The 14,293-nt window shown below is 35.6% G+C and carries 12 protein-coding genes; 2 read left to right on the top strand and 10 right to left on the bottom strand.

The genetic code is table 11. The features are described 5' to 3' along the window. Positions 1-24: 24 nt before the first annotated feature. From C7D53_RS03810 to C7D53_RS03770, 9 genes are all read right to left on the bottom strand, one after another. On the bottom strand, positions 25-243 hold the full coding sequence (locus C7D53_RS03810; protein ID WP_106915049.1) for a hypothetical protein: 219 nt from the start codon (positions 241-243) through the stop codon (positions 25-27). Between the two features lie 145 nt (positions 244-388). After that, entirely contained in the window at positions 389-1,828 is a 1,440-nt protein-coding gene (locus C7D53_RS03805; RefSeq protein WP_106915048.1) for a hypothetical protein, read from the bottom strand. Between the two features lie 102 nt (positions 1,829-1,930). Further along, positions 1,931-2,725: a thymidylate synthase gene (locus C7D53_RS03800; protein WP_106915047.1), complete on the bottom strand. Its 795-nt coding sequence runs from the start codon at positions 2,723-2,725 to the stop codon at positions 1,931-1,933. Between the two features lie 145 nt (positions 2,726-2,870). After that, on the bottom strand, positions 2,871-3,524 hold the full coding sequence (locus C7D53_RS03795) for a hypothetical protein (RefSeq protein ID WP_106915046.1): 654 nt from the start codon (positions 3,522-3,524) through the stop codon (positions 2,871-2,873). A 13-nt stretch (positions 3,525-3,537) separates the two neighbouring features. Then, positions 3,538-3,978 (bottom strand): hypothetical protein, encoded by a 441-nt coding sequence (locus C7D53_RS03790; RefSeq protein WP_106915045.1) that lies wholly within the window; start codon positions 3,976-3,978, stop codon positions 3,538-3,540. A 150-nt stretch (positions 3,979-4,128) separates the two neighbouring features. Then, entirely contained in the window at positions 4,129-5,478 is a 1,350-nt protein-coding gene (locus C7D53_RS03785) for an alpha-amylase family glycosyl hydrolase (protein WP_106915562.1), read from the bottom strand. 145 nt (positions 5,479-5,623) lie between these two features. Continuing rightward, complete coding sequence (locus C7D53_RS03780; protein WP_106915044.1) at positions 5,624-6,220, bottom strand: IS1096 element passenger TnpR family protein; 597 nt, start codon at positions 6,218-6,220, stop codon at positions 5,624-5,626. A gap of 134 nt (positions 6,221-6,354) precedes the next feature. After that, complete coding sequence (locus C7D53_RS03775) at positions 6,355-7,386, bottom strand: sensor histidine kinase (protein WP_106915043.1); 1,032 nt, start codon at positions 7,384-7,386, stop codon at positions 6,355-6,357. A gap of 48 nt (positions 7,387-7,434) precedes the next feature. Further along, the gene (locus C7D53_RS03770) at positions 7,435-8,109 is read right to left on the bottom strand and encodes a response regulator (protein ID WP_076352431.1); all 675 of its coding nucleotides are present in this window, start codon (positions 8,107-8,109) and stop codon (positions 7,435-7,437) included. A 315-nt stretch (positions 8,110-8,424) separates the two neighbouring features. Between C7D53_RS03770 and C7D53_RS03765 the strand changes: the two genes are divergently transcribed. Together C7D53_RS03765 and C7D53_RS03760 are read left to right on the top strand one after the other, a co-directional pair. Further along, positions 8,425-11,214 (top strand): outer membrane beta-barrel protein, encoded by a 2,790-nt coding sequence (locus tag C7D53_RS03765; RefSeq protein WP_106915042.1) that lies wholly within the window; start codon positions 8,425-8,427, stop codon positions 11,212-11,214. 46 nt (positions 11,215-11,260) lie between these two features. Beyond that, positions 11,261-12,670: a hypothetical protein gene (locus tag C7D53_RS03760; RefSeq protein ID WP_106915041.1), complete on the top strand. Its 1,410-nt coding sequence runs from the start codon at positions 11,261-11,263 to the stop codon at positions 12,668-12,670. Positions 12,671-13,034: 364 nt separating this feature from the next. On the opposite strand, the gene C7D53_RS03755 is transcribed toward C7D53_RS03760, so the two are convergent. Beyond that, complete coding sequence (locus C7D53_RS03755; protein ID WP_106915040.1) at positions 13,035-14,273, bottom strand: amidohydrolase; 1,239 nt, start codon at positions 14,271-14,273, stop codon at positions 13,035-13,037. Positions 14,274-14,293: the final 20 nt, after the last annotated feature.

Here is a 14,293-nt window from a genome sequence, read left to right as displayed (position 1 = left end):
TGTCTACTTTATTATTATTTAGAATTATTTTTTTATTATGATGTCGAAAATATCATTGACAAGAGTTTCGTAATCCCCTGTTTTCAATTGTTCCTTTGTTTTGGCAAAGGCTTTTTTCAATTCACTTTCGGGGTTTTCGTCATCTACTATTTCTGCTGAAGTCACTCCTTTCAATTGAAGAATTGCATTCTTAAGCATTTCAGGATCTATATTCTCTTCAATATTTATTTTTAAATACTTCATGATTTATATTTGTAATTAAACATACTATTAATGCCCTTTTCAAAAGGAATTAGAATCCATTATGGATGTTCTTTCAAATTTAAAACTTATTTTAGAAACAATAGCCTGTTTTAGGCATTTTAAGTATTTAAAAATAAAGCAGAAATCATTTTACCCTGCTTATTTTTCCGTTTTGGTAAAGGAATACGGTTGCACAATCTGTTTTTCTCTCCATATTATAAACATGGATTTTTTTGGAATCAATGCCATTCATTTCAGACAGCATTGGACTTTCCCAGTTATTGTAGAAAATAGGTTCTCTAAAGGTAAAGTGAGGATTGGTCTTCAATTCATTAGATACATCATATTTCAAGCAGATTTCTCCACTCTCAATATGGTTTTCTTGAAGAGCAATATTGAGTTTACTGAATAGTTCATGATTAAACCGGCTTGCATAAATCCATGAATTTTTAACACTCATATCAGTGATCATAAGAAGAAAGACTACGACCGCAAAAAGGCTGCTGACTGTCTTGTTTTTCATTTTAAGCTTAAGAGAAACATATATAATTCCCGAAACTATAAAAAGTGTATAAAAAAGCCTTATGGCACCAAGGTTTCGATTATCAAACCCGAAAACTGTGGGAATATAGGATGAGAAAAGAAAAATACTCAATCCTAACAATATTGAAACCAGGGAAATGATCCCAAGACTTTTAAAACGATGCATCTGGCTTTTAAAATCATACGTGGAGAATATTTTATAAACGATTGAAGATACTATCAATGCGGATATTATTTCTACAATATGAATATTTTTAATGTTCAGTAATGCTTTGTACACTCCTACAAAAAGATCTTTGAAAAACAGTTTCACGGAATAGACGGCTACCTGCACAACTCTTTTAAACTCAAAAATCTTTCCTACTTCATCTCTTTGATAGGAATTAACGAATAGCTCCGGCTGAATTACTTTCCTGAAAAGGATAATGATTCCCGACGTAAGTAGGAGGAATAAAATTCTTTTTTTATTATTCTTCATTAAAAATAAATTCAAAAGAATCAACGGAAGAAAAATTTCATAGCTCAAAATGGAGGCAATAAAAAAAAGCGAACTCAGTATTATTTTCTCGCGAACGTAAATGAAATAAATACTTAATGAGAAAAAGATAGTTGCCAGGTTTGAGTTAAGCATAATGGAAGAAAACTGAATACTGGTTCCTATTAGGGAGCATGAGTACAGCAAAGTAATCAAACTTGCCAGTTCTTTTGACAGAATTCTTTTGGAAACGCAATAAATAGCAATTAGAGAGAGAGGAAAAAAGAGAACGCCTAAAACATAGATGTATTCATTAGACTTGGAAAAAAAAATCAAAGTTCCCGTGACAAATCCGGACACCGGCCTTGCAGCCATGGTAGTAGAGTCCAGAAAAGAATAAATATAACTGAAATAAGACTCAGAAATATACTTTGATTCGTAAAGTTTACTCAGGTCGTCCGAGACTACTATTTTCTCTTTAAAAACAGCCAGGCATATATAAAGATTGTAAACAATTATTAAGATATTCAGAAATATCAGATAACTATTGTTTAATTTTTTTTCCATATCATTTTTCAAAATTTGTGGTGAAAACTAGATTCTCACAAACATCAAAAATAATAGAAATATACCAATTACAAAAGGATATTAAAAATATCCGGTGACATATTAGATTGCTACCGGAGCCTTGATCCCCGGATGTGGATCATAGTTCTCTAAAGTAAAGTCTTCAAAACTGAAATCAAAGATATCTTTAACATCAGGATTCAGCTTCATGGTAGGAAACGTTCTGGTTTCTCTTGAAAGCTGTCTGTTCACCTGCTCAAAATGGTTGTTGTAAATATGAACATCTCCAAAACTGTGAACATAATCTCCTACTTCCAATTCACAAACCTGTGCTACCATCATCAACAGTAATGCATAGCTTGCAATATTGAAAGGAACGCCAAGAAAAACATCAGCACTTCTCTGATAAAGCTGAAGAGATAATTTCCCATCTGCTACATAAAACTGGAATAATGCATGACAAGGTGCCAATGCCATATTGGGAATTTCGGCTACATTCCAAGCAGAAACGATTAATCTTCGGGAATCCGGATTTTTTTTGATCTGATCAATAACCTCGGTGATCTGATCTACAACTTTTCCATCTGCTCCATTCCAGCTTCTCCATTGTGCTCCATAAACCGGTCCCAGATCTCCATTTTCATTTGCCCATTCGTCCCAGATGCTTACCCCGTTATCTTTAAGATACTTGATATTGGTTTCTCCTTTCAAAAACCAAAGCAATTCGTAGATAATGGACTTCAAATGCACTTTTTTAGTGGTTACCAATGGAAAGCCTTTTGACAGGTCATATCTCAGCTGATATCCGAACACACTCCTTGTTCCGGTGCCTGTTCTATCGGTTTTATCAGTTCCGTTATCTAAAATATGTTGTAAAAGGTCCAGGTAATTTTGCATTTTGAAAGGAATTTTATGCTTCAAATTTACTAAAAAAGCATTCAATATTTGAATGCTTTTTGAAATAGATATCAACGTTTTGTATTAAACATTTGTATATCTGATATCTACAAGTTATTGAAATCATCTATATCATGTTATGGAACTATAATACGGAAACGCTAATTTTTTCACTATTTCCATTGATGGATTTCACTTGTCCATAACTTTGTTTATCTATAAATTTATCATTTGAATAATCAATACTTACAGGACCGAATTTTATCAATTTCTGAAATTTACTCTGGTCGATAATATCCTTTGTTCCATAATCTATGGAAATATCACCTATCGTTTTCAACTTACCCATTCTGCTGTTATCGATAATATCATCAGGCCAATAATCTACGTTAAGTCCTCCTATTTTCTTTACTTTACCTGCTTTTTCTCTGGTGAAAGCAGAATCATCCCAATAATCTATAGAAATATTTCCGATGCTTTTCAGTTTACCATTTTTGGCACTGTCCCAGCCCAGTTCGTCCCAATAATCTATTGTAATACCACCTATGCTTTTAAGCTTTCCATATTTAACTTTATCGAAAGTTTTATCATTATAGTATTCTATTTTACCATTCAGGTCCGGAGCATTAAAATCGGAGATTAGCCCATCGGAATCCAATGTAATAACAAAACCATCTACTGTAAGTTTTACGGATTCCAGGTCATAGGTTTTTCCCGAAAGAACAGCTCTTACCTGTGCATTGACAACAAATCCGGCCAATAAAAAAGCAAAGAGAAGCACATTTTTAAATTTCATCATAATAAGGATTGATTTACCAGATGTTTTCAATATTCTGATTGATATTGTTAATGGTAAACACTTCTCCCATTTTCTTGCCAAACATTGCCTTCACTAAAGGAGACTCTGCTGATACGGTCATAATTTTCTGATTTTCAAAAACAATTTCTCCCATGGAAGCCGCCACATAGAACAATCCTTTATTGGTTTTCACCAAAGCTCCGTTCTGAACTTTTTCAGAAAGGTCTGCTGTTATTTTTTGTAAAACAGCCTGTTGATTCATAACTTCATTAAGCTGACGTTGCAGGTTATTAATTTCCTGCTGAAGCATTTCTCTACCTGTTTCATATTTGTCCCCCATTGAACTTTTCGTATCGTTATTGGAGGCACGTGTTTCATTGATCAGGTTTTCAAAATACTGGATCTTATCTGTTATTTTGGCTTTGAGTATGTTTATTATTTCCTGTTTATTCATTGTAATGATACTGTTAGGTAGTGAGAGGTAAAAACCACTCATCAAAATCATAAATTTTAATTCCCCTACTAATAGAGGGGAATATAGTATATTTAAAATCCTGTAATTAGCATGTTATAATTTCAGCCAGAATTTCAATGGTTTTAATTTTCATTTTTCAAATACGGCATAGTCTGAAACCTTGAAATTAAAATCCTTGCTTTCATCAAAGTTTCTTTTAGTTTTTTCAAAAACATTTCGGAATACTCCTGATAGGTTTCCGTCTTCAATGGTAAAGTCGACCGGTTCTTTTGACATATTTAAAACGACCAGTACTTCATTTTTTCCATTTTTTCTTACGTAGGCCAAAATTTTGTCATTGGCAGTTGTATTGAGAAGATAGGTGGTAACATTTGAATCTCCACCTCTTAAAGCAGGATTGGATGTTTTTAAATCTAATAATGTTTTATAGAAATCTGCAACCTGGTAGGTTTTATTCCACTTGATGACATCTTTTTCAAAAAATTCCAGTCTTTTCATATTGGGAAGTTCCTGACCTGAATAGATCAATGGAACACCATTCCATGTTGCCGAAAATACGGCCATAGGCTTTGCAATGACAGCATATTTTTCATATTCTGTTCCGTTCCATGAATTCTCATCGTGGTTGGCCGTAAACCAAGCCCTCATTGACTGATCACCAATATTAGAGTACTGTACCAGCAGGTTTTTCAATTCCTGAAGAGGTTCATTCTTTTTGTAATAATCTGCAGATTTATGCATCCATTTCCAGGAATAGCTTGCATCAAATACTTTTCCGTACTCAGGACTTTCCAGCTCATCAAATTCGCCTAGCCAAAAGAGAGGTTTTATTTTTTCTACTTCCGGACGTGCCTGCTGCCAGAAATCAACCTCTACCCATGAGGCAAGATCACATCTGAAACCATCAATATTGGTTTCTGTTACCCAGAACTTCATGGCATCAATCATTGCGTGACGCATTTCCTGATTTTTATAATCCAGCTCTATGATATCATCCATTCCGGAAGCAATGTGAAATTTCCCATCAGGATCTTTTAAATAAAATTCAGGGTGTGTTTTTGTCCAGACATGGTCCCATCCGGTATGATTGGCCACCCAGTCTATGATGACCTTGAAACCAAGTCTGTGTGCCTCATTCACCATATCCTTAAAATCTTCAAGTGTTCCGAATTCCGGATTGATGGAGGTATAATCTGCTGCTGCATAAGGGCTTCCCAGGCTTCCTTTTTTATTCTTCTGCGCAATGGGTGTAATGGGCATAAACCAAAGTGTCTTTACTCCCATTGATTTCAGTCGGGGCATTTCTTTTGCAAAGGCTTTAAAAGTTCCTTCCTGAGTATATTGTCTTATGTTTACTTCGTAGATATTTGTGTTGTGCTTCCAGTCTTTTGGCGAATCTGTCATCTTCCCTGTATTTTTTTGAGTGGTACAGGAAACAATTCCCAGACCAATTATGGCTAATAAAATTAATTTTTTCATTAATCTATTTTTAACAAAAGTAATAATTTTGGGCAGGAAAAGGGTAAAGAAGCAGAGAAAGGCGAAAAGATAACATTGAGTTACCTCCATTCAATAAAAAGCCCCGGATTAAAATCCGGGGCCTTCATTTTGTATCTTTTATATCTTATCTTTCGTCATCATTGTCGTCCTCATCATCAAAGACATCATCGTTGTAGTCTTCGTCTTCGTCATCATCGAAGCTATCATCTTCATCTGAGAAGTTCCCTCCTGCTCCGAAGTCATCTTCAAAGCTAAAATCATCGTCCATAAGAGGCATTGCTGATTTCTTTTTAGATCCTCCTCCATTTCCACTTTTGCTAGGAGCTTTTAAAGGAACATTTCCAAACCTGAAAACGGTAATAGGATAAGTAACTCCTTTTTTCTCGTCAATAGTCTCTACAAGTTCGCAATAAAACTCCCAAAGATCCAGAAGTCCATATTGGAACTGTGCTTTGTCTCCAGCATTTTCAAAAGCTTCATCAATGTACACATCTGACATAATCTCGCCATCACCATCATCACTCATATCTTCGAGTGGGACACTTTTTACGATTGTTCCATCACTCTCTAACAGATTAAAAGCAGAAAGTTCTTCTCCTTGCAGATTGAACGCACTTTTAATTCCTAAATGTAAATTCCATAGTGTTTGTTTTCCCTTAACTTCAATATCACGGAAAATATCCTCTTTCGCATCTAATATTACGCGGATTTTGTAAACCATATCAGTTTCTTAAATTACTTTTTTGCCTTTATAATTATGATAAATCTCTGGTGCAAATATATAATAAATGAGATGTGACAAAAAAATATTTCAGGATTTTTTAAATTATTTTTTTTTCTTACATTTTGACGAAATTATTTACTTTTTTCGAGCATAAAACTGAACTTGGTTCCTTCGAGGTAAACGCTTTCTACTGTAATATTTTCGTTATGAGCTTCAAGGATATGCTTTACAATAGCTAATCCTAATCCTGAACCTCCTTCTCTTCTGCTTCTGCTGGTTTCTACACGGTAGAATCTTTCAAAAATTCTTGGAAGAATTTCTGATTTGATCCCCATTCCGTTGTCTATCACTTCTATCAGCACCTTATTTTTTAAGACGCTTGTCTTCACTATAACCCTTGCTTCCTGCCTGTTTGCATAATGAATGGCATTTGAAATAAGGTTAATAAAAACTTGAGAAATCTTTTGTTTATCAGCTTCCACAAAGATTTGTGGATGAAGGGTCTGAATCTGTAATGTGGTATTGCGTTTTTCTGCTTCAAGATCAAGTAAGTCAAAAATCTCCTTGATAAGAAGATTGACATCAAATTTTGAAACGGTAAGGTTGATCTCTCCCGCTTCAAGCCTGTTGATCATATCAAGGTCTGTAACAATGGCAATAAGCCTTTCTACAGATTTGTCGATTCTTTCAAGGTATTTATCGCGAATGGTAAGATTATCCACTCCTCCGTCTCTTAGGGTTTCTACGTAACCCTGAATGGAAAACAGAGGGGTTTTAAGTTCATGGGAAACATTTCCGATATATTCTTTACGGTAGCTTTCCATTTCTTTCATCATGTCAATTTCCGTCACTTTCTGCTGATTCAGGTCTGAAAACCTTTCTCCCAGTTCCTTGATGGTAATGTTTTCATCATGGTCGTGAACAATCTCCTGAGGAAGAATCCCGGAAAGTCCTTTTACCTGTTTTCTACCATAATAATTGAACAAAAGTTCCAATACTACACAATTGATAATAAAGATCAGGATAACAGAAATTAACAGCCCTGTTTTAAACAAGGGAGTTTCGGAATAGATGTCTTTAAGTGAGTCGAAAACGACCACCAAAAAGAGCATTACCAGAGTCAAAAGACTGGAGGCAACAAGTGTAAGTCTGTAAAATTTCAATTTTACAAAGTTTTAATGATTGAACGTAAAGTTAAGGTTTTTAGATTATTAAACGATCAGTTTATATCCAATTCCTTTTAAAGTCTGGATGGTATTGATCCCTAATTTTTCTCTTAATCTTCTGATATGAACGTCTATGGTTCTTTCTCCTACAATAACATCGTTACCCCAAACTTTTTCCAGAATTTCTTCTCTCTTGAAAACTTTCTCTGTATTGGAAGCCAAAAGATAAAGTAAATCAAATTCTTTTTTAGGAAGCAGAAACTGTTGTCCGCTTTTGGAAACCCTGAAATTATCTTTATCAATAATAAGGTCACCAATTTCGATCAGTTTTGCATTATCGGAAACCTGAGAGGTTAATTGCAGTAATGCATTTACTTTAGAAATAAGGATTTTTGGTTTGATTAGTTTTACGACATAATCGTTAGCACCCGCCTGGAAACCGGCTAATTGAGAAAACTCTTCGCTTCTCGCAGAAAGGAAAACAATCAATGTTTTTTGAAGTTCTTTCACTTTACGAAGTTCCTGACAAGTTTCGATGCCGTCTTTTTCTGGCATCATTACATCTAGGAGGATCAGATCCGGAATTATTTCTTTTGCTTTTTCTATACCTTCGTTACCATTGGTAGCTGTATAGATATCATAACCTTCCTTTTCCAAATTGTAAGACAGAATCTCTAAAATGTCCAGTTCATCGTCTATTAAAAGAATTTTTTTGCTCATCTTCTAGTTTAAGAATTCCCACAAAAGTAACTATTTTCCGTGGTCTTCCTTATTTATGTTATGTTAACTAATTATTAAAAAACATATCATCGGTTTTGGATTTCAAAATCGATAACAAAAACAGTAAATAAATACATATAAATCAAATATACGAAACTATTATTATAATAAACAAAAAAAATACAATTATAAAAAACGAACATCAACAACAAAAAGTAATGTTCATCTATTAATATAAACTTCACAATTAATTAAGATTCTCCTAAACTTTTCCTGAAAACTTAGCCCTTATTTTGCCCCTGAAAAAGAAGTAAAATGAAAAAACAACTCCAAAAGAGTATTACGCTACTTGCTTTGTTTTCTGCAGGCTTTGCTTTTGCACAGAGCCAGATATTAGAAGGCAGGGTATTGGATGAGAAAGACAACACTCCTATAGAGGGTGTAAAAGTAAAGGTGAATGATCAGGAAGTAACTACTGATATTGCCGGTTATTACTCAATCAATCTGTCACCCGGTACCAATTACATTATAACGGTAAGCTCTAACGGATACAACAGAAAGGAAATCAGTGAAGTTATTGTAAAAAATGATGGTACCACTCACCTTGATATTGTTCTAGATAAGCCTGCTACTAAGGAGAAAGAAATTGAAGGAGTTGTCATAAAATCAAATGCAAGAAAGGAAACCATAGCTTCTACCATTGGTTTACAGAAAAATTCAGGGGTAGTTTCTCAGGTTATTGGTATTGAAGCTATTAAAAGAAGTCCGGATAGAAACACGGGAGAGGTTCTGAAAAGAGTTTCGGGGGTGAGTTTATTTGATGGAAAATATATTGTAGTAAGAGGTTTATCAGACCGTTATAATCAGGCCATGTTAAATGGTATTCAGTTATCCAGTACGGAGCCTGACAGAAAGACATTTTCTTTTGACCTTTTCCCCGCCAATGTTATTGAAACACTGGTAATTAACAAAACTTTTATTCCTGAATACACAGGTGAATGGGGAGGGGCTTTGATCCAGGTAAATACTAAGGATATTCCTAACAAAAATTTCTTCAATGCACAGATAGGTGTAGGTGGAAACTCCATTACAATGGGACAAGAGTTTCATATGCAAAAAGGTGGGAAATGGGACTTTTTAGGAATTGATGACGGATATAGAAAGCTTCCGACCAATATGCCTGCAAAAAATGCATTTACGGTCTTAACGGAAGCTCAGAAAACAGAAATTGGTAAAGGATATACCAAAAACATGGGCTACAATAGCGTAGGTTATCCTGAAAACCTAAGTTTACAGTTAGACGGAGGTTTCAATACCAAGTTATTCGGAAAGGATCTAGGGGTAATTGCAGTGCTAAACTACAGCAACAACAAAAGAAGAACTGAATCTACAAACCGTTTCTTTACCATCAACAACCAACTTGCTGATACGAACTTTGATTATTTCACTGAAAAATACAGCAATGATGTTACCTTGGGTGGAATGTTGAATTTTACTTTAAAACTTAACAACAACAATAAAATTTCCATTAAGAACATCATCACCAATAACTCGGTGAACCATATGTCTTTCAGATCCGGAAAGGACTTTGAATTTGATCCTATCAACGGAACCAATATCATAGCAAGAGAAACAGGGTTTAAAAATACTACATTCTATAACTCTACTCTTACCGGAACCCATAAGATAGATGCTCTTGGCGGATTTACCGTAAACTGGTACGGAAGCTTCGGGATCTTGGACCAATACATTCCATTGCTACAACGTTTACAGTATAACCAATATACCAATATAGAAGGAAGTCCTTATCTGGCGCTTATTTCCAATGGTCTTTCTCAAAAATCAGGAAGTGTTTTCTATTCTACCCTAAGCGATTATTTATACAATGCTGGTGGTGATATTTCTAAGACATTCACTTTATTTGGACAGAAGCAAACCATCAAAGGAGGATATTTATTCCAGGTAAAAGACAGAATATACAATTCAAGACCATTCTCTGTAAGGCTTGAAAGATATAACCAAGGTTTACTGTCTCAACCTTTTGAGACCATTTTTAATCAGGATAACTTTGGAACTGACGGTAGATTTACATTCGATGAGATTGCCGGAAATCAGTACAGATATATTGCCAACACCATTCTTAATGCGGGATATTTACAGTTTGACAACAACTTTACGCCTTGGTTAAGAGCTGTATGGGGATTAAGAGTTGAGAACTTTGACCAGTTAGTGGGAAGTACAAGAAAAAGTGATGACCGTTTTGTAAACACACGTGTAACAGACTTTTTACCAGCGCTTAACTTAACATTCAAGGTAAATCCTAAGATGAATGTACGTCTTGCCGGTTCACAAACTGTTGTAAGACCAGAGTTTAGAGAGGTTTCTCCTTTGGCTTATTATGATTTTGATTTGGGAGCTACTGTAATTGGTAGTAAAAATATTGAAAGAACTAAAATTACAAGTGCGGATCTTCGTTGGGAATATTACCCAAGAAATGGGGAGATCTTCTCGGTGGCAGGTTTCTATAAAAACTTCAAAAAACCAATCGAGCTATACTTCAACCAATCGGGGGTAGGAACGAGTAACACGTTCAACTATCTTAACGTAGACAAAGCAGATGCTTATGGAATAGAGGTTGAATTCAGAAAAAAACTTGATTTCATCTCTGCACTTAGAAACTTTACACTAGGTGGAAATGCCTCCAGAATCTGGAACAGAGTAACGGATGAAACCACGAAAATAGACAGACCAATGCAGGGGCAGTCTCCTTACACCATCAACGCCAGTCTTCAGTATGACACTGAAAAATCAGGATGGTCTTCTACTGTACTTTTCAACATGATCGGAAGAAGAATTCTTTATGTAGGAAATGATCAGGTTCCACCAATCTGGGAAGCTCCAAGACCTCTTTTAGACTTCCAGATTTCTAAAAAAATATGGAAAGACAAGGGTGAGCTAAAGCTAAATGTTTCAGATATCCTGAACCGTCGTGCTAAATTCTACCATGACCTTAATGACAATGGTAAATATGACAAAACAGATGCTCTTGCTATAGAAAGAGTAACAGGTACCAATATCAGCTTAACACTGGGGTACAAATTTTAATATATCCAATAAATAATCTAATAAAAATAATTTAATTCTTTATAACATGAAAAAGTTCGTTTTATATTCTTTAATGCTTGGCGCTCTAGTATCAACTACCGCTTGTAGAAATATAGAAGAAGATGGACCTACCATCGTTCAAGGTGGTGGTAACGGAAACGGAGAGACTGAAAACCTTATTCTTTCAGGAAAAATCACATCAAATCTTACCCTTAAAGCTAATAAAATCTATAAGCTAAGAGGATTAGTATACGTAACCAACGGAGCTACTTTAACCATCGAGCCAGGTACAAAAATTGTAGGTGAAGCTGATAAAAACGGAGCTTTAATTATTACAAGAGGAAGTAAAATAATGGCAGAAGGTACTGCTGCCAACCCAATTATCTTCACTTCAGAAAAACCAAGTCCGAAAAGAGGAGACTGGGCTGGTGTTGTTATCCTAGGAAACGCACCTACTAACGCATCTTTCGGAGGTGCTAACGGAGTTGGAGAGATTGAAGGAGGTATCAACAACTCTGAAGGTCTTGGACTTTATGGTGGAACTAATGCTGCTGATAACAGTGGTATCTTAAAATATGTAAGAATTGAATATGCAGGATATGCTTTCTTACCGGATAAAGAGGTTAACGGACTTACATTCGGAGGTGTAGGTAACGGAACTACTGTTGATTATGTAGAAGTTGCTTATGCTAATGATGACAGTTTTGAGTGGTTCGGAGGAACGGTAAACTGTTCTCACCTTATTTCTTACAAAGGTCTTGATGATGATTTCGATACTGATAACGGTTTCTCAGGAAATGTACAGTTCGGTATTGCTGTAAGAGATCCTCAGGTAGCGGACGTTTCAGGTTCTAACGCTTTTGAATCTGATAATGATGCTAATGGATCTTCTCTAACGCCTCAAACATCAGCTACATTCTCGAATATGACCATCATTGGGCCAATCAATTCTTCAAGCCCAGGTTCAATCAACTCATTGTTCCAGAATGCATTGCAAATTAGAAGAAACTCTTCTATTTCAGTATTCAACTCTGTTTTCACAGGATTCCCGGTTGGTTTATTCATTGATGCCACTAAAGGAACTCCAACAGATAATAATATCGTAGGTAATAAACTTTTCTTTGAAAACAATATTATAGCAGGAAGTACAACTCCTTTAAAATTCGGAGCATCTACTTCTACTCCTACAAGCTACACATTAAACGATCTTACAACATGGTTTAATGCTAAAGGAAACACCATCCTTGCTTCTACTGCTGATGTAAAACTTGCCGGTGCATGGGCTCCTGCAGGAACTACACCAAACTTTACTCCAGCTTCAGGTTCTCCACTATTAACAGGAGGAGCGTTTACCAATCCTAAACTAGCAACTTGGTTTACTCAGGTAACTTACAGAGGTGCCGTAAAAGATGCCAACGATACTTGGTATGCAGGATGGACAAACTTCAATTTATAGAACAATATAGTAATTAGATTTTATTCAATCAGAAGCCTTCGGAAAGATTTTCCGAAGGCTTTTTTTTACTGAATGATCAAAAATGATCAACAACAGCACTATTGAATGTTAAAACGTGTTAACATTGGAAATTCAAATTTTCTTGATTCCTGAGAAATAAAATAACTCCTCATCACCATATTCGACTTAATCTACATGATTTGGTTTAAATACAGATGAAATTGATCTATTTGTTTGTTTATTTAAACTCGATTATGCTCTTATTAAACAAAACCAGACTGGAGTATAACTCACAAAAAAAGCCACCGGAAAACTCCGATGGCATTCACAAAAAACAAGTGTATAAAAAATATATACATTTCATTTAACTTCTCCAAAACAGGTTCCCATCATGCATCAGGGCTTCTATTTTAGAGATTCTGGAAACCGCTTCTGCTGAACAAGAAGCATCTGTAAGCACAATGGCAGCTTCATCACCCGTCTTAGGCCATTGCTGGTTTCCTTTTTCATCCAGTGGAAGAATACTTTGAGTTGCAAATTGCAAAGCTCTTGACAATGCATGTTCTGTAGCATAGCCGTACAATTCTGCAATCAGATTGGCTTTCTGCAACATATTTCCAGACCCGAATGTACTCCAGTAATCCTGAACATTATCATTTCCAATCAGGACATTTACTCCATATTTTTTCAGCGTTGGGATAGGCATTATTGTTCCTTTAAAAGGTACAGAAGAAGCGATTCCCACCTTTCCTGTCGCCAGTCTTTCCGCTATTTGTTCAGCTTCTTTGGGAGAAAGATGTGCCAGGGCAAATGCATGGCTTATAAAAGTTTTTCCCTGAAGTGCAGGATTTTCAATCGCCTTATCAATCAGATAATTGATTGTTTTCATTCCCGACTCTCCTACTTCATGCAGGTGAATATCAATTCCTTTGTTATGATCAAGGGCAAGCTGCACTGTAAAGTCCATTACTTTCTCGATGCTTCCGTCAATACTCAATGGATCCAATCCTCCGATAAAGCCAACACTTTTTAGCTTGGCAGCTTCTTTCATTAAAGGCGCCGAAGCCGTATAGTATACACCATGCTGTGGAAAGGCAACCAATTCTGCTTTAAAGGAATCTTTTTTATTTTCGAGAGCCTGTTCCAAATGTTCAAGAGATTGTAATCCTGACGTAGGATCAATATTAAAATGGGTTCTCGCAAAATGAGTTCCATAATGCTGTTGAAGATTAATCAACTGCTCTGCCCTGCCTACTGAAGTTTTTAGCAGTTCCGGAATGATTTCCTGTTCATAAGCAATCATATCCTTTACCGTTCTTCTTTTCGGAGAAAGAGCCTGCCATGGAAGACCATATAATGTTTTGTCCAAATGGATGTGCATATCCCTGAAAGCAGGAAGCATCAGATATCCTTTGGCGTCTATTGCATCAGAAGCAGGATTGTTCGCTTGTACAGCCTTGATCTTTCCATCTTCAATATCAATACTGAAAAGGCCTGTTTTTGTTCCGATTACCTCTTCATTCTCATATTCAAAACCTGTTTCCAGGCGGACATTTTTCAGGGAATATTTTCCTTTTGCGGTTAATTGATAGGGAAATTGCATTCTTTAATATTTTAACACTA

It is taken from the genome of Chryseobacterium aurantiacum (assembly GCF_003020585.1).
Lineage (GTDB): Bacteria > Bacteroidota > Bacteroidia > Flavobacteriales > Weeksellaceae > Chryseobacterium > Chryseobacterium aurantiacum.
Note: the sequence above shows the minus strand (reverse complement) of the source record. Positions and strands in the feature narration are given on the sequence as shown.

Bases quoted from the DNA above. Each gene is read 5' to 3' on its own strand.
- C7D53_RS03785 (WP_106915562.1), bottom strand. From the start codon at position 5,478: ATGAAAAAATTAATTTTATTAGCCATAATTGGTCTGGGAATTGTTTCC.
- C7D53_RS03765 (WP_106915042.1), top strand. From the start codon at position 8,425: ATGAAAAAACAACTCCAAAAGAGTATTACGCTACTTGCTTTGTTTTCT.
- C7D53_RS03800 (WP_106915047.1), bottom strand. From the start codon at position 2,725: ATGCAAAATTACCTGGACCTTTTACAACATATTTTAGATAACGGAACT.
- C7D53_RS03810 (WP_106915049.1), bottom strand. From the start codon at position 243: ATGAAGTATTTAAAAATAAATATTGAAGAGAATATAGATCCTGAAATG.
- C7D53_RS03795 (WP_106915046.1), bottom strand. From the start codon at position 3,524: ATGATGAAATTTAAAAATGTGCTTCTCTTTGCTTTTTTATTGGCCGGA.
- C7D53_RS03755 (WP_106915040.1), bottom strand. From the start codon at position 14,273: ATGCAATTTCCCTATCAATTAACCGCAAAAGGAAAATATTCCCTGAAA.
- C7D53_RS03760 (WP_106915041.1), top strand. From the start codon at position 11,261: ATGAAAAAGTTCGTTTTATATTCTTTAATGCTTGGCGCTCTAGTATCA.
- C7D53_RS03770 (WP_076352431.1), bottom strand. From the start codon at position 8,109: ATGAGCAAAAAAATTCTTTTAATAGACGATGAACTGGACATTTTAGAG.
- C7D53_RS03790 (WP_106915045.1), bottom strand. From the start codon at position 3,978: ATGAATAAACAGGAAATAATAAACATACTCAAAGCCAAAATAACAGAT.
- C7D53_RS03805 (WP_106915048.1), bottom strand. From the start codon at position 1,828: ATGGAAAAAAAATTAAACAATAGTTATCTGATATTTCTGAATATCTTA.
- C7D53_RS03780 (WP_106915044.1), bottom strand. From the start codon at position 6,220: ATGGTTTACAAAATCCGCGTAATATTAGATGCGAAAGAGGATATTTTC.